This window comes from Methylobacterium sp. CM6241, from assembly GCF_054817845.1.
Genome location: NZ_CM139246.1, coordinates 1,051,047 through 1,067,429, shown reverse-complemented (window position 1 = coordinate 1,067,429; position 16,383 = coordinate 1,051,047). Strand labels below are relative to the sequence as shown.

At 66.8% G+C, this 16,383-nt stretch carries 13 protein-coding genes; 8 read left to right on the top strand and 5 right to left on the bottom strand.

All coding sequences use genetic code 11. The annotated features are described in order from the left end of the window. Positions 1–94: 94 nt before the first annotated feature. From ACYQR9_RS04965 to ACYQR9_RS04955, 3 genes are all read left to right on the top strand, one after another. Positions 95–586, top strand: coding sequence for a molybdenum cofactor biosynthesis protein MoaE (locus tag ACYQR9_RS04965; protein WP_461228883.1), 492 nt, complete (start codon positions 95–97; stop codon positions 584–586). Between the two features lie 136 nt (positions 587–722). Then, entirely contained in the window at positions 723–1,907 is a 1,185-nt protein-coding gene (locus ACYQR9_RS04960; RefSeq protein WP_461228882.1) for an AI-2E family transporter, read from the top strand. 671 nt (positions 1,908–2,578) lie between these two features. Next, the gene (locus ACYQR9_RS04955; protein ID WP_461228881.1) at positions 2,579–3,310 is read left to right on the top strand and encodes a helix-turn-helix domain-containing protein; all 732 of its coding nucleotides are present in this window, start codon (positions 2,579–2,581) and stop codon (positions 3,308–3,310) included. A gap of 29 nt (positions 3,311–3,339) precedes the next feature. Here the strand turns inward: ACYQR9_RS04955 and ACYQR9_RS04950 are convergent, their stop codons facing one another. Both ACYQR9_RS04950 and ACYQR9_RS04945 read right to left on the bottom strand, forming a co-directional pair. Beyond that, a complete protein-coding gene (locus ACYQR9_RS04950) occupies positions 3,340–4,317 on the bottom strand; it encodes a site-specific tyrosine recombinase XerD (RefSeq protein WP_461228880.1) in 978 nt (325 codons plus the stop codon). Beyond that, complete coding sequence (locus ACYQR9_RS04945; protein ID WP_056423134.1) at positions 4,314–4,466, bottom strand: hypothetical protein; 153 nt, start codon at positions 4,464–4,466, stop codon at positions 4,314–4,316. Before ACYQR9_RS04945 ends, ACYQR9_RS04950 begins: the two co-directional genes overlap by 4 nt. A 325-nt stretch (positions 4,467–4,791) precedes the next feature. Between ACYQR9_RS04945 and ACYQR9_RS04940 the strand changes: the two genes are divergently transcribed. From ACYQR9_RS04940 to ACYQR9_RS04930, 3 genes are all read left to right on the top strand, one after another. Beyond that, on the top strand, positions 4,792–5,409 hold the full coding sequence (locus ACYQR9_RS04940) for a shikimate kinase (protein ID WP_056423131.1): 618 nt from the start codon (positions 4,792–4,794) through the stop codon (positions 5,407–5,409). Then, positions 5,406–6,524 (top strand): 3-dehydroquinate synthase, encoded by a 1,119-nt coding sequence (gene aroB, locus ACYQR9_RS04935; protein ID WP_461228879.1) that lies wholly within the window; start codon positions 5,406–5,408, stop codon positions 6,522–6,524. The genes ACYQR9_RS04940 and aroB overlap by 4 nt, the downstream gene beginning before the upstream one ends. 180 nt (positions 6,525–6,704) lie before the next feature. Next, complete coding sequence (locus tag ACYQR9_RS04930; protein ID WP_056423389.1) at positions 6,705–8,009, top strand: HlyC/CorC family transporter; 1,305 nt, start codon at positions 6,705–6,707, stop codon at positions 8,007–8,009. Positions 8,010–8,044: 35 nt separating this feature from the next. On the opposite strand, the gene ACYQR9_RS04925 is transcribed toward ACYQR9_RS04930, so the two are convergent. After that, positions 8,045–8,473 carry a cupin domain-containing protein gene (locus tag ACYQR9_RS04925; RefSeq protein ID WP_461228878.1) on the bottom strand — a complete coding sequence of 143 codons (429 nt, stop codon included), beginning with the start codon at positions 8,471–8,473 and terminating at the stop codon, positions 8,045–8,047. A 25-nt stretch (positions 8,474–8,498) separates the two neighbouring features. After that, positions 8,499–9,269, bottom strand: a complete 771-nt coding sequence (locus ACYQR9_RS04920) for a hypothetical protein (RefSeq protein WP_461228877.1) — start codon at positions 9,267–9,269, stop codon at positions 8,499–8,501. Between the two features lie 404 nt (positions 9,270–9,673). Between ACYQR9_RS04920 and ACYQR9_RS04915 the strand changes: the two genes are divergently transcribed. Then, positions 9,674–12,565: a phosphoenolpyruvate carboxylase gene (locus ACYQR9_RS04915; RefSeq protein WP_461228876.1), complete on the top strand. Its 2,892-nt coding sequence runs from the start codon at positions 9,674–9,676 to the stop codon at positions 12,563–12,565. A 120-nt stretch (positions 12,566–12,685) separates the two neighbouring features. On the opposite strand, the gene ACYQR9_RS04910 is transcribed toward ACYQR9_RS04915, so the two are convergent. Next, entirely contained in the window at positions 12,686–13,405 is a 720-nt protein-coding gene (locus ACYQR9_RS04910; RefSeq protein WP_461228875.1) for a YggS family pyridoxal phosphate-dependent enzyme, read from the bottom strand. Between the two features lie 196 nt (positions 13,406–13,601). Here ACYQR9_RS04910 and leuS point away from each other — a divergent pair, with 196 nt between their 5' ends. Next, positions 13,602–16,193, top strand: coding sequence for a leucine--tRNA ligase (gene leuS, locus ACYQR9_RS04905; RefSeq protein WP_461228874.1), 2,592 nt, complete (start codon positions 13,602–13,604; stop codon positions 16,191–16,193). The last annotated feature ends 190 nt before the right edge of the window (positions 16,194–16,383 follow it).

Sequence of the window (16,383 nt, the reverse complement as noted above, 5' to 3'; positions counted from 1 at the left end):
ACCACCGCGCGGACTTTGCAATGTCGCGCATCCCTTAAGGGGGATCAAACCCGGTCGCGAGGGCTTTCGCGCCGATGCGTCAAGGAATCGATGGATGTCGGCAGGCGAGATGACGGCGGGAAATCAGCCCGCACCCGCGATCAGCATCCAGAGTGCGCCCTTCGACGTGGCCGCGGAGATGGCCGCACTGAGCGGGACGCTTCGCGGCAGGACCGGGGCGATCGTCACCTTTACCGGCCTGTGCCGCGACGAGGGCGGGCGCCTGACCGGGCTCGAACTCGAACATTATCCCGGCATGGCCGAGGCGGAGATCGGCCGGGTGGTGGAGGCGGCGCAGGACCGCTGGCCGCTCCAGGCGGTGCGGGTGATCCACCGGCACGGCCTCGTCGCGCCGGGCGATGGCATCGTCCTCGTGGTGACGGCGGCAAGCCACCGCGTCGCCGCTTTCGAGGCGGCGAGCTTCCTCATGGACTATCTCAAGACGAAGGCTCCGTTCTGGAAGCGTGAGCATCTGGCGGACGGCACCATGGGGGGCTGGGTCGAGGCCACGGGCGCCGACGATGAGGCCGCGTCACGCTGGACGTGAGGGCAGACCGGCGGCGATTCGCCTCCGGTCCGTCCACAGAGGAGAGTGGGCCTCATGCCTTGCGCCCCTTGTCTGTAACGGGTTTCGCGCGCCCGTTCGCACCGCGCTTCGGTAGACCGCGCGAGGGGACGGGCAGATGCAGCAGGGTACGCCGATCAAGGACGAGCCGGGTCCGCACCCCGCCAACTGGTCGCCGACAGCCTCGGGAATCGCCGTGGTGGCGTTCATCGCCCTCCTGATCCTCGCCTGGACCGCCGCCTCGACCCTGCTCCTGATCTTCGCCGGAATCCTGCTCGGGGTCTTCCTCGATGGGCTGACGCGCCTGCTCGGCCAGGCCATCGGGCTCGGTCGCGGGCTGCGGCTCACCATCGTCAGCCTGATTCTTGGAGGGCTCACCCTCGGCTTCCTCGCCTTCGGCGGCGCGACGGTGGTGCAGCAGGGACGGGAGCTCGGCCAGACCGTCACGAAACAGGCGGGGTCTGTCCGTGACCGCCTGAAGGAATACGGGATCGATCTGCCGGCCTTCTCGGTACCGAGCGAAACGCCGGGCGATCAGGACGCCGACAAAGCCAAGGACACTGACAAAACCAAAGACACCGAGACCGACAAGGACAAGAAGGCCGGGGGCCTCGGCGGCCTCGCCTCGGGTGCGATCAAAAGCCCCGGCTCCCTTCTCTCCGATGCCGGCAGCATGCTCGGACCGGCGGCCACCGTCATCACCGGCCTGTTCAATGCGCTGGGCAACGTCCTGGTGATCGTGTTCCTCGGCCTCGCCTGCGCGGCCGATCCCGCCAGCTACCGCGACGGCGCGGTGCGGTTCGTGCCGCCCCGTTACCGTCCCCGCGCCACCGCCCTCCTCGACGGGATGGGCGAGACCCTCCGGCACTGGCTGTTCGGCCAGCTCATCACCATGGCGGTGATCTTCGTTTGCATCTGGGCCGGCCTGAGCTTCCTCGGCATCGGTGGCGCCCTCATCCTCGGCCTGCAAGCGGGGCTCCTCGCCTTCATCCCCACCATCGGCCCGCTGATCGCCGGCGTCGTCATCGTGCTGGCGGGCCTCGCCTCCGGCACCAACGCGGCTCTCGGCGCCTTCGGTGTCTACCTCGTGGTGCAATGCCTGGAGAGCTACGGGCTGACGCCCTTCATCCAGAAGCAGGCGCTGGACATCCCGCCGGCCACCATCTTCGCAGGCCAGCTCGTGCTCGGCGTGCTGTTCGGCCTTTGGGGCATCGCCCTCGCGCTGCCGCTGATGGCGGTGATCAAGGTCGTGCTGGAACAGGTCTATATCGAGGACACGCTCGACGAGGACGCGAGCGTCTAAGCGCGACGCTGTCGGCCAGGCCTGACGACAACACCCGAGACGACGACGCGGAGCGGATGGATCGACGGTCCGCCCATGGCATTCGCATTGCCATCTTAAATGGCCATCGTCATCCAAATGATCGCCCTTGTTCCAGTAATCGTGAAGCGGCGTCGGAGATCCTGGATCGAGATCGAGGCGTCTCCCCAAGGGGGGCTTAGACATACCGACCAATAGGGCCGACGATCGTCCTACAATCTCACGTTGCGATGAGGGTATTGTTGCGAGAAATATTGCGATCTTATCAAAAGATAGGTATCCGTTGCTTCAGGTCGTCGTTCCCCTTGGCTTGGCCATGGCTCTGACGATTGTCGTGAGATCGCGGTTTCACAATGTATGGTGGGGTACCGAGAAGCCTTTCGTATGACGTTCCAAGCCAGATCAAACATTTTGGTACCGTCGGTCATTGGCACTGGGATTTCGTCGGCAACACTCATGTCTGGTCGCCCGGGCTCTATCCGATCCTAGGGCTTCCCGATGGCCTCATCAGGCCCGACTACACGCTTCTGTTCCGGCTCATTCATCCGGATGATTGCCCGCGGACCATGGAACCCGACTTCGTCAGGCAATCGGACACGGTACCGCCCTCGATCTTCCGCATCGTCCGGCCAGATTCCGGAATCTGTACCGTCATGAGCCGCGTGGAGGTAACGACCTCGCCCAATGGCCGGCCCTTGAGCGCGCACGGCATCCTCGCCGATATCAGCGATCCTGCCATGCTGGCCCGCGCCGAGGCAGCGCAGCGGCAGAGAGACCAGGCGATCTTCGATTCCGTCCGGGCCTTCACCTCGACCACGCACACGTTTCCTTTCACAAAATTCTCGGAGAAATGGCTCGACCTCGTCGGCCTTCCCGAGAGCGAGCTCCTGCAGGACCCCGCGCGGCCGTTCCTAAAGGGCGAGGGCGCGCCATGGTCGGCGCGTATCGGGGGGATGTACGCGTCCAATCACGCCTCATATCTGCTGCCGGACCTCAGGCTGGCGAACGGCGACACCGTGCGATACCGCCTGTTAGTGGCTCCCCTGCTGAACGATGCGGGGCAGATCGAAAGCTGGACCCACTTCATCGGTCCGATCCAATTGCGGATCAGGCCCACCGGCCGCCTTCTGCTCGGCCTAGAACAGAGCCTCGAAGCCGGGCACATCCGCGCGGCACGCGCGCTGCTCGACTGGTCGATGGCGGATCTGAGCGGAGCCTCGGGAGTGTCGCTCTCGACGATCCGGCGGCTCGAAGGCTGCATCGCCTCCGTCTCGGTCGCCAACCGCAATCAGGTGGTCGGTGCCTTGCGCAACGCAGGTATCGTGTTCTCGCTCATGGGTGGGGCGACGATCGCGGTCAGCAAGGGGAGGCAGATCGCCGGATGAAACACGGCCGGAACGGCGCGGTGGCCCGTTCAGATGGGAGCGCTGTCGGGTTCAGCCGGTTCGTCCATGAGGGGGTGGAGATCGCGGACCATGCTCTTCAGCCGCTCGTTGAGGACATGCGTGTAGATCTGCGTCGTCGAGATGTCGGCATGTCCCAGAAGCTCCTGCACGATCCGCAAGTCGGCCCCGTTCTGCAGGAGGTGGCTGGCGAAGGCGTGGCGCAACACGTGCGGGCTCACCCGGTCCTCACGGATCCCCGCCGCCGCCGCCGCCACCTTGAGGTCGCGGGCGAAAGCCTGCCGGGTCAGGTGGCCGCTCTCGCTGTCGGCCGGAAACAGGAAGGGACCCTCTCCGCTGAGATGAGCCAGGTGCTCGCGCATGGCGCCCCGCGCGAGATCGGTGAGCGGGACCAGCCGCTCACGTCCGCCCTTGCCCTTCACCACGAGGTAGCGCTGTTTCGTGGTGGCGGCCGAGCGTGGCAGGGCGATGAGTTCCGACACGCGCAGGCCGGTGGCGTAGAGGGTTTCGAGCAGGCACAGCATCCGTACCGCGCGCCGCCGCTCGCCCGGAGCGTCTCCGGTCTCCGACGCCACGGCTCGCTCGCGGGCGGTGCGCAGCAGGTCGTCCACCTCGGCCACCGACAGCACCTTGGGCAGGGTGCGCCCCCTGCGCGGACCACCCACGGGCGCGCTCGGATCTGCCTCGGCGAACCCCTCCGCGTAGAGGAACTTGTGGAAGCCGCGAATGCAGGACAGCCGGCGCGCGGCGGAGGAGGCCTTCAACCCTTGGGTTTCGAGATCCGCCAGATAGGCGCGGACCTCGCCCGCATCGGTCTCGAGCGGGTCACGTCCCGAAGCGGTCAGAGCCGCGAGGTAGTGGTCGAGGTCGCGGCGATAGGCGGCGAGCGTATTGGCGGCGGCACCACGCTCGGCCGCGAGCATGTCGAGATACGCGACGATGAGAGCGGGGCCGTCGGTCCCCGCCTCGTCCCCGGGCGAGCCCGTCACCGGTTCGGCGGCTGTAGCTTCGCGGCGGGAATGCTGACGCTCATTTCCCGGGGCGTGGGCTGAACGAAGGTCGCGAGCGCGAACATGCCCGCGAAGACCAATCCGCCGAGGATGGCGAGCGTGGCGAGGAAACGAAACAGGGTCGGCACTCGGACGAACCTCGGTCGGAGGGAACTCTGCGGAAATGGACGGCTTCGGTCCGCGAGATCGGCAGGCAAGTCATTGCACGGCCAAGCCAAGGGGTTGCACCATGCCGGGCCCACAATGGCAAGCACTTCGGAGCCACAGGGTGCACCGCAAGAGAATCCCGGTCGACGAGCGGCGATCGGCCTCACCGGATCGGGAGGCTTCGCGGCTTTGGAGGCAGGCCCTATGAAGACGCCTTTAAGAATCGCGTCGTGGTTTACGGCCTCGCTTCGCCCGGACGGTGAAACGCGCTAGGATCGCGAGAACAGGTATATCAAGATTTCAACGATGACCGAGATCGAGCCATCGGAGGGCGACATCGCTCCCGATCCCATTGAAGTCAGGCTCCGCCGCGCTCTCGGCGCGCGCTCGATCGTGCTCGTCGGTCTCATGGGTGCCGGCAAGAGCACGGTAGGGCGACGTCTGGCGACGCGACTTGGGCTGATGTTCAAGGATGCCGACAACGAGATCGAGGCGGCGGCCAAGCTCACGATCCCCGACATCTTCGCCATCTACGGCGAGCCGAGCTTCCGCGAGGGCGAGGAGCGTGTGATCGCCCGGCTCATCCGCGAGGGGCCGCTGGTGCTGGCCACCGGCGGGGGCGCCTTCATGCGCGAGGCGACACGCGCCCGTATCGCTCAGGGCGGCGTCTCGGTGTGGCTGAAGGCGGAACTCGACGTGCTGATGCGCCGCGTCCGCAAGCGCGGCAACCGGCCCCTGCTCCAGACCGACGACCCCGAGGAGACGATGCGGCAGTTGATGGAGATCCGGCATCCCGTCTATGGCAGTGCCGACGTGATGATCCCCTCGCGCGACGTGTCGCATGATCGCGTGGTGGAGGACGTGATGGAGGCCCTCGATGCCTATCTCAACGGCCCCTCGAACCAAGGCGTCGCCGCGCAGTGAGTGACGGACAGACGGTCCACGTCCCCCTCGACCAGGGCCGCGACTACGACATCCATATCGGGCGGGGCCTCCTCGCCGAGGCGGGTGCACGCGTGGCCGCCCTCGGCGCGCGGGCCGCCGCCATCGTGACCGACGAGACGGTCGCGGGCCTCTATGGCGAACGCCTGCGCGAGAGCCTGGAGGCGGCGGGCCTGCGCTCCGGTCTCGTCACCGTGGCGCCGGGCGAGGCATCGAAGAGCTATGCGGTCTACGCACAGGTGTGCGACGGCCTCCTCGCCCACCGGATCGAGCGCAACGACCTCGTGGTGGCCCTCGGCGGCGGCGTGGTCGGCGATCTCGCGGGCTTCGCGGCGGCGACGCTCCGGCGCGGCGTCCGCTTCGTCCAGGCACCCACGACCCTGCTCTCCCAGGTCGATTCCTCGGTCGGCGGCAAGACCGGCATCAACTCGCCGCTGGGCAAGAACCTGATCGGCGCCTTCCACCAACCGCGTCTGGTCCTGGCCGATACCGCCACCCTCGACACCCTGTCCGAACGCGAGATGCGCGCCGGCTACGCCGAGGTGGCGAAATACGGCCTCATCGCCGATTCCGGTTTCTTCGATTGGTGCGAGGGCCACTGGGCCGGCATCTTCTCCGGCGGCCCGGAGCGCGACGAGGCGGTGGCGATCTGCTGCCGGGCAAAAGCCGGCGTCGTGGTGCGCGACGAGCGCGAGGACGGCGAGCGCGCCCTGCTCAACCTCGGCCACACCTTCGGCCATGCTTTGGAACGGCTCACCGGCTACGAATCCGCCCGCCTCGTCCACGGCGAGGGCGTCGCCATCGGCCTGGCGCTGGCCTTCCGCTTCTCGGCCCGCCTCGGCCTCTGCCCCGGCCAGGATGCCGGTCGCGTGGCTAACCATCTGGCCCTGGCGGGCCTGCCTACCCGGCTTCAGGCCGTCCCCGGCGGATGCGGGGGCGTCGACGCCATCCTCGACGCCATGGCCCAGGACAAGAAGGTCCGGGACGGCGCGCTGACCTTCATCCTCGCACGGGGGATCGGCCAGAGCTTCATCGCACCGGGCATCGACCGCACAGAGGTAAAGGCCTTCCTGACGGACGAACTACGCGAGGCGTGACCGGATCGCCTCCCTGTACTGGAGGCCTGGAGCTTCAACTGGGGATGATGCGCTCCATGAACCGCATCCCCTCCGATCCCGACGCCTGCGGCATCGATTCGCTCCTGGGTTGGTATATGAGGGGGCTTTCCGGAACCGGCACAGTGCCGGTGCGGCATGGCTTGGTGCGACGACCGCCTGATGGACACGCATACCGATCTCTGGCTCGCCGCGAGCATCGTGGTGATGTCGCTGCTGCTCTCGGCCTTCTTCGCGGGGGCTGAGACCGCCTTCACCGCGGCCTCGCGGGCACGGATGCTCTCCCTGGAGAACAATGGCGACCTGCGGGCACGCCTCGTCAACCGCATCCTCGCCTCGCGCGAGCGGTTCATCGGCGCCATGCTGATAGGCTACAACATCGTCGCCATCGGCGCTTCCGCCTTCACCACCAGCGTGCTGACCACGATCTTCGGCAAGAGCGGGGTGCTCTACGCCACCGGGGTGATGTCGGTGCTCGTCATCGTTTTCGCCGAGGTGCTCCCGAAGACCCTTGCCATCAACAAGCCGGACCAGGCCGCCCTGGTGATGGCGCGGCCCGTCGCCTTCGCGGTAGCGCTCCTCGGCCCCGCCGCCATCGCCATCGAGAAGGTCGTGCGGCTGATGCTGCGCCCGTTCGGCGTCAGTATCGGGCAGCATCAGTCGATCCTCTCGCCCACCGAGGAAATTCGCGGGCAGGTCGCCCTGCTCCACCGCGAGGGCGGTGTCGCCAAAGCCGAGCGCGACATGCTCGGCGGCCTGCTCGATCTGCACGAATTATCCGTGTCCGAGGTCATGGTGCACCGCACAAAGATGCGCACCATCAATGCGGACCTTCCTTCGGAGGAGATCGTCCGCGAGGTTCTGTCCTCGCCCTATACGCGCATGCCGCTCTGGCGCGGCACCTCGGAGAACATCATCGGCGTGCTTCACGCCAAGGATCTGCTGCGCGCGCTCGACGCCGCCGGCGGCGACGCTTCCGGTCTGAAGGTCGAGACCCTGGCCCTCGAGACCTGGTTCGTGCCCGACACGACCAGCCTGCGCGACCAGCTCAAGGCCTTCCTCACCAAGAAGACCCACTTCGCCCTCGTCGTCGACGAGTACGGCGAGGTGATGGGTCTCGTCACGCTGGAAGATATCCTGGAGGAGATCGTCGGCGACATCGCCGACGAGCACGACGTCGCGGTTTCCGGGGTGCGCCCCCAGGGCGACGGCTCGGTGAATGCGGATGGCTCCGTCGCCATTCGCGATCTCAACCGCGCCATGGACTGGAATCTACCCGATGAGGAGGCGACGACCATCGCCGGCCTCGTCATCCACGAGGCGCGGGCGATCCCCGACACCGGCACCGCCTTCAACTTCCACGGCTTCCGGTTTCAAGTCCTGCGCAAGGCGAAGAACCGCATCACCGCCCTGCGGATCACCCCGCTCGTGCCGCTAATCGCGAAGAAGGACGAGATCGAGGGCTAGGCCCCGGGCGAGGCGAACGGAGAAACGCGCCTCCCTCAGCCGCGCGGCACCGGCCGCCAGCCCGGAGGCGCCATCTCGAACCCGTCGAATCGGAAGGCCGGGGAGACGGTGCAGCTCACCAATGTCCACGATCCGAGGCTCGTGGCGGTCTGCCAATGCCCCGCCGGCACGACGATCTGCGGCTGCTGGCCATGGGCGAGGTCGGGGCCGAGATAGGTAGCGGTGGCATCGTGACCGTTTGGGCTCGTGGTGATCACCATCGGCGCGCCGGCATGCCAGAACCAGATCTCGCTGGCATCGACCCGGTGCCATTCCGAGGTCTCGCCGAGATCGAGCAGGTAGTAGATCGCGCTGCCCACCGAACGGCCATCGACCTCCGTCGGATCGCGAAACGTTTCGCGATAATGGCCGCCCTCCGGGTGGGGCTGGAGCCCCAGCTTGGCGATCACCTCGGCGGCTTTCATGTCGTTCTCCCTCGTCCGGCGATCATTATTGGCCGGCCGGAATGGCGCCCTGCGGCAATTGAAGACCGCGAGGGGCTGCGCCCTCCCCTCGCCCAGCTCCCTCGGCGGCGGAGGCCTTGGGCGGGCGCGGTGATTTGGCGACGGATTTGGGCTTCACCTTGGCGACCGGCGCCGCCTTGACCTCCGGGGCATCGCCGCAGCGGCGGTAATCGAGGCGCGCCAGGACCTCGCCCGCTTCGGAGACGATGTTGAGAAAATCCGGCAGCACCGTGAGTTGCTCGTCCCAGCGGACCGGTCCGCCTATCGTCGCCTCCAGGGCTGCGGGGCTGCCGCCCCGGCGCAGGGCCAGGAGGTCGGGGCCGAAGGCGGTGGCGGCCTTGTTGCCGATGACGACCTGCAGCACGCGGGTAGCCTCCGGCGTCAGGGGGCGAAGCGGGTTGTCGACGGTGATCGTGCCGCTCCGCGTCACCCAGAGCGAGACCGCGCCCTGCCCTTCGTAGAACGCACCCTGACCGTTGTCGCAGACGACGATGAGCTCGGGCAGCTTCACGGGAGCGAGATTGGCGGCCGGCGTCGGCAGGGCCGTGGCCGGAGGAGCATCGGGCGTCTCGGCAGGTTTGGCGACGGGTTTCGGTTTCGGCTTGGGCTTTGGTCTCGGCTTAGGCTTGGGGGCCGGTGCCTCGGCCTCGCCCAGAGGTGCGGCGGCGTCTTCTTGCGCGAGTCCGGGAGCGGCTCCCAGCATCCCGCATAAGAGGGCAACGTAGGAGACCAGCGCCAGGCGGCTCCCGCTCCGCATCCTCCTAGCCCGAAACACGGAGCTCGGGTCGCCGGGAGGACTGGACGGGATCGGACGGATCTGCATGGCCCAGAGGGTTACCCCAGCCGGAACCGGGTTGCATCCACTTGTCTCGCACCACAGGAGCGCTTTCGCACAAGGGCCGGGCATAGCACTTCGGGTTACCGTGGTCGGAACGGTCCTTGCGTCTCGTTTCGACCCCTTGCGCCGAGGGAACGTGGAGCCGAAACCATGCGGACGGATTGGCTTTGCACGGTGGTGATGCTGTTCGGCCAAGCCATCCGTCGGTGGATGACGGGTCGTCATGCACGCATTGTCTTCGGCGCGATGCCCAACCTGTTCTAAGGCGACTCGACTCCGGGGCCGTCCTCTTTCTTCTGTCCAGACAAGGTCGATCGATGCGCATGCTTGACCGCAGCCCAGCTAGTGCGGTGCCCGATCCCGGCGAGCTGGAACAGGATCTCATCGCCCTCATCGAGGAATCTCGCGAGCGTTCGAGCGAGGATCCGTTCCGCAATCCCGTCCTGGCGGTGACGCTCGCGATTACCCGACGCTTCGACCGCGAAGAGATTGACGACGACGACCTCGACGGCCTGTTCACCCGCCTGCGCGCACAATCGTTGATCGCTCGGGCGGAGCGCCTGCGCGGCTATGTCGGGCTGGACCGGGACACCCAGACATCGGCGGACAACACGATGCCTGCCCGTCTCGTGGCTGCGATTCCGAAAGGGACGGGGGATTTCGAGACCTTCCGCGACCTCGTCGGCCGCACCGGATTCGCCGTGGTGTTCACTGCCCACCCGACATTCGGGATGCCGAAGGCCGTGGCGGCCCTCATCGCCGAGGCTGCGTCGCAGGACAGCGAGGCAGCACGCCTGCCCCTGCTCGAGAAAGCCGCCGCCCTCTCGACCCGGCCGGATGCGAAGATCAGCCTGGACGACGAGTTCGAGCAGGCCTGCCTCGCGGCCAATCACGGCCGCGCGGCTCTGGACAGCTTCAACGCAGCCCTGCTCGATGCGGCCCGCACCCGTTGGCCCGACCGCTGGACCGAGTTGGTGCCCAAACCCTTCGCCATCGCATCCTGGGTCGGCTGCGACACGGATGGGCGCACCGATATCGGCTGGTGGGACACCCTGCGCTATCGCCTGGAATCGAAGCGGATGCAGCTCGACAGGGTCATGCGCCACCTCCCAGTCGTACCCGCCACGAACGTCGTGCGTGAGCTGACGCAAGGCGCGCTGGCGGCCGTGAACCGGCAACTCGCCGTTGCCCCGCGCCTCGGGACCAAACCTACCCTGGAGGCTGTGCACCGCTTCTCGCTGGCGCTCATCATCGAGCGCGAGCGGGCCCAGACCGATTCCGGACCGATCCTGGCCGGCCTCGCCGGAGCCATCGGCGGCGTGGAAAGCGACGAGGACAGGCGCGCCATTGCCCTCCTGCGCTCCGGCATCGCGACACACGGCCTGTCGAACGCCCTGCCGCATTTCCGGTTGAACGCCAGCCAGATCCACAATGCCGTGCGCCGGGTCATCGATCTCGACGGCGAGCCGACGGACGCGGCCCATCGGCGCTCGCATCTCGCCACCATCCATGCCCTTCTCAACGATGTGCAGCCGGTGGCCGTGGATTTCGGCGCGCTCGCCGCCGAGCGTGCCTCGGCCGCGCGCCTGATGATGACCATCGCGCAGATCCTGAAACACGTGGACGGCACCCATCCGGTGCGCTTCCTCATCGCCGAGACGGAGACCGGCTACACCCTTCTCGCCGCCCTCTGGCTGGCCCGGCATTACGGGATCAGCGACAAGGTCGAGATCACGCCGCTCTTCGAGACGGCAAGCGCCCTGGAGCAAGGCATCCGCGTGCTCGACGACGCCCTGCGCAACCCGCATTGGCGCGCCTATCTCAAGCGCATCGGCCGGTTGACCGTGCAGTTCGGCTACTCGGATTCGGGGCGCTATGTCGGCCAGCTCGCCGCGAGTTTCTGGATCGAGCGCCTGCGCCTGCGCATCACCGACCTGATGACGCAGAACGGCCTGTCCGGCATCGAACTGGCGATCTTCGATACCCACGGCGAATCGATCGGGCGCGGCGCCCATCCGACCTCCCTGCGGGACCGCCTCGCCTATCTCGCGCCGGAGGATTCACGACACAAGAACCGGAAGGCGGGGATCAAGGTGCGCCTGGAATCGAGCTTTCAGGGCTCGGACGGCTACCTCATGTTCGGCACCCAGGCTCTTGCCCGCTCGACGGTGGAGCGGATCGCCGAACACGTCTTCGCCTTCGACACGGCCGACGACGATTCCTTTGCCGATTATGTCCTGTCCGACGCGCCGGGCGCCGACGAGACCGACGACCCGATCTACGGTGAGGCCGATTTCGCCGCCGAGTTCTTCACCGTGGCCCGGCAGGACATGGAAGCCCTGGTGGATGATCCCGGCTATGCGGCGCTGCTGGGCACGTTCGGCCCGAGCCTGCTCGACCGCACCGGCTCGCGTCCCGTGGCCCGCCAGACCGATAGCGGCGGCCCCAGCATGATCACCCATCCCCGCCAGATGCGGGCGATTCCGAACAACGCGATCCTGCACCAGCTGGGCTATCTCGCGAATTCGCTCCACGGCCTCGGCCGGGCGGCGAGCCGCGCACCGGATCTGTTCCGTGACATGCGCCGCGATTCGGTTCGGTTCTCGCGCGCGTTCCGCCTCGCCCAGCATGCCTCGGCGGTGGGCGACCTCGATGTGCTGCGCGCTTATATCGATACGCTCGACCCGGCCATGTGGCTCGAACGGGCACGGCGCACACAGCGCGACGACCGGCGCGACGAACTCCTCGTCATCGCCACCGCCCTCGACCGCCTGCGACTCGCGCCCGATCTGCGCCGTCTGTTCGGGCGCCTCACCAGCGACTGGCTGAGTCTGCAATCAGCCGCCCCGGACCTCGGCAAGATGTCGGTGCGGCTGACCATGCTTCATGCCCTGCGCCTCGCCCTGATCCACCGGATCTGGTTCCTGGCGGTGCACATTCCGGGCTTCCGCCCGCAATCGGGCATCACTCGCGAGCAGCTGATCGAGCGCTTCCTGCGCCTCGACATCGACGGCTGCCTCGCCATGCTCGACGAAATCTTTCCGATCACGCCGGACCCGACGCTCGGTCTCAATTTCGGTGAGCCCGCCGGCCCGCGCGACGTGGGGACCTATGAATCGGAGCACAAGACGATCTTCGGCCCGATCCGCCAGTCCTTCGCCCGTGTCCGCGAGCTGTCGGGCATGATCCAGCACGAGGTGGGCGCATTCGGCTAGGGTGCGGCAAATCCCGGGCTCCGCTCCGCAGGCCCAGGAAAGCTGGCGCCGGTGGGGAAGGGCGTTCCATTCCTCGCCAACCAGCCCCCTTCCCGGTCGGCTAACCCACTTGGAACCGCATCACGCTCCGGCGGGGCGCGGCCTTTCGCCGAAGATCGCTGTGCCGACGCGGATATGCGTGGCTCCCATCTGGATCGCCGCCGGGAAATCCGCGCTCATTCCCATGGAGAGGATGGGCAGGTTGTGACGCTCGGCGATGCGGGCCAGGAGGGCGAAATGCGCCGACGGCGGGTCCTCGGCGGGGGGAATGCACATGAGACCGTTGATCGCCAGGCCATGGGTCTCACGGCATTCGCTGAGAAGAACATCCACCTGAGACGGCGAGACGCCGGCCTTCTGCGGTTCGTCACCGGTATTGACCTGAACCAGCAGCTTTGGCGTCCGCCCGGTACGGTCCATCTCCTTGGCCAGGGCCGCCGCCAGTGACAGCCTGTCGAGGGCATGGATCACGTCGAACAATTCCACCGCCTCGCGCGCCTTGTTCGATTGGAGCGGCCCAACGAGATGAAGCTCCACATCGGGAAAGCGCTCACGCAAAGCCGGCCATTTCGCCTTCGATTCCTGAACGTAATTCTCGCCGAAGACCCGATGACCTGCCTCTAGGGCGGGGATGATCCCATCCGCATCGATGAGCTTCGAGACGGCCACCAGCGAAATCTCGGCCGGATCCCGCTCGGAATCCTGGGCCGCCTGGACGATGGTCTCGCGCACGGCCTTCAAGCCGGCGACGACGTCGGCCGCGTGCGGATGAGCGTATCTCGGCGGGGTAGAGTCGGGCATGATGTCTCGTCAGCCTTGAGAGGAAGGGCAGGTCCTGCCTGACCTAACACCCGCAACGTGGTCCGCAAGCGCCGGGCTTCGGCGGGAAGGCTCTGTTGACCGGCAAACAGGCCGTGTTAGTCCGGCACCCAACCTCTCCGGCGCCGCGTGAGGCGCCTTGCCAGGCCATCCTGGTCCGTATCTCAGAGTTCCTCTCATGACCTCCTCCCCCATGCCCGTTCCAGAGCGCTACAACGCCAAGGATGCCGAGCCGCGCTGGCAGGAGGCCTGGGCCGCGCACGGCATCTACGCCACGCGCAACGACGACCCGAGACCGAAATACTACGTGCTGGAGATGTTCCCCTACCCGTCGGGGCGCATTCATATGGGCCACGTCCGCAACTACGCCATGGGTGACGTGGTGGCCCGCTATAAGCGCGCGAAGGGGTTCGCCGTGCTCCATCCGATGGGTTGGGATGCGTTCGGCTTGCCGGCCGAGAACGCCGCCATGGAGCGCAAGGTCAACCCGCGCGACTGGACCTATGCCAACATCGCCACCATGCGCGGCCAGTTGCAGAGCATGGGCCTGTCCCTCGACTGGAGCCGGGAGATCGCCACCTGCGATCCCGACTACTACAAGCACCAGCAGCGTATGTTCCTCGACTTCCTCGACAAGGGACTCGTCACCCGCCGCACGGCCAAGGTGAACTGGGACCCCGTGGACCATACCGTGCTGGCCAACGAGCAGGTCATCGACGGGCGCGGCTGGCGCTCGGGCGCGCTGGTAGAGCAGCGCGAGCTGACCCAGTGGTTCTTCAAGATCACCGATTTCGCGCAGGATCTCTACGACGCACTCGACGGCCTGGAGCGTTGGCCGGAGAAGGTCCGGGTGATGCAGAAGAACTGGATCGGACGTTCGGAAGGGCTCGAGGTCCGCTTCGCGTTCGATGCCCGTGACGGTGAGATCAAGGTCTACACGACCCGTCCCGACACCCTGTTCGGCGCGAAGTTCTTGGCCATTGCCGCCGACCACCCGGTCGCCGCGTCCGTGGCCGCCACGCGTCCCGAACTCCAGAGCTTCATTGAGGAATGCCGCCGCACCGGTACGGCTCAGGCCGCGATCGATACCGCCGAAAAACTCGGTTTCGACACCGACTTGCGGGTGCGCCACCCCCTCGACCCGTCCTGGCTTTTGCCGGTTTATGTCGCCAATTTCGTGCTGATGGATTACGGCACCGGCGCCGTGTTCGGCTGTCCGGCTCACGACCAGCGCGACCTCGACTTCTCGAACAAGTACGGCCTCGGCAATACGCCCGTGGTCTGTCCAGAAGGGCAGGACGCGGCGAGCTTCGTCGTCACCGACACCGCCTATGACGGCGATGGACGGATGATCAATTCGCGCTTCCTCGACGACATGACGACGGACGAAGCGTTCCATGCCGTGGCCAACCGCTTGGAGGGCGAGGTCCTGGACGGCGAGCCTGTGGCGGCGCGCAAGGTTCAGTTCCGCTTGCGGGATTGGGGTGTCTCGCGCCAGCGCTATTGGGGCTGCCCAATCCCCGTCATCCATTGCGATTCCTGCGGTCCGGTTCCGGTGCCGGTCTCCGACCTGCCGGTGAAGTTGCCCGACGAGGTCTCGTTCGACACACCCGGCAATCCGCTGGAACGCGACCATGCCTGGCGTAACGTGCCCTGCCCGCGCTGCGGCGCTGCCGCCCGACGCGAGACCGACACGATGGACACCTTCGTGGATTCGTCCTGGTACTACGCCCGCTTCACCGCTCCTTGGCTGAAGGATGCGCCGACCGACCGTTCGGCGGTCGATCACTGGCTGGCGGTGGATCAGTATATCGGCGGCATCGAGCACGCGATCCTACATCTGCTCTACGCCCGCTTTTTCACACGGGCGATGCAGGCGACGGGCTGGTCCGGCGTCTCGGAGCCTTTCGCCGGCCTGTTCACACAGGGCATGGTCGTCCACGAGACCTACAAGGACGCAGCGGGCGCATGGGTTCAGCCTGCGGATATCCGCATCACCGCCGACGGCGGCGGGCGCCAGGCGTTTCACGTGAAAACAGATGCGCCGATCGCTATCGGCTCCATCGAGAAGATGTCGAAGTCTAAGAAGAACGTGGTGGACCCGGACGACATCATCGCGAGCTACGGGGCCGATACCGCTCGCTGGTTCATGCTGTCCGATTCTCCGCCCGAGCGTGACGTGATCTGGACGGAGGATGGAGTGCAGGGCGCGGCCCGCTTCGTTCAGCGAGTCTGGCGCTTGGTCTCCCTCGCGGTGGGCGTGCCGGCAGCGAGCGGAGCGTCGGACGCTGCGCTTCGCAAGGCCGCCCATAAGGCTCTTGCTGCGGTGGAAGAGGATGTGGAGCGCCTCCGCTTCAACCGTTGCGTCGCCCATATCTACACGCTGTCGAACGCTCTCGATGAGGCGATCCGTACGGCTACCGTCTCGCGCGATGCGGCGACGGAAGCCGCAGGCATCCTCACGCAGCTCGTTGCGCCGATGATGCCACATCTGGCCGAGGAATGCTGGTCGGCCCTCGGACGGCAGGGACTGGTCGCTCAAGCCGCGTGGCCGGTGGTCGATCGTGCCCTGCTTGTGGAGGACGAGATCACCCTCCCCGTTCAGCTCAACGGGAAGAAGCGGGCGGATGTCACCGTGCCGCGCACGGCCGACACCGCCGCGGTGGAAGCGCTCGTTCTGGCCGACGAGGCCGTGCAGAAGGCGCTCGAAGGCCGTGTCCCCCGCAAAGTGATCGTCGTGCCGGGTCGGATCGTGAATCTCGTGGTGTGAGCGAGGCGCGGCTTCGCAAATCAGATCTCGCCAAGGCCCGGGCAGGGCGAGACTTTGCATAACGGCAGGACGAAGGACGCCCCTCCAGGGCGATGTCGTTTCGGGCACCACCATCGTCCTGCCGCAGAGGAATCGTAAAGCTTGCCGCTTATACAGGTGACGCGACAGGCGGGATCGCCGTAAAGAGCGA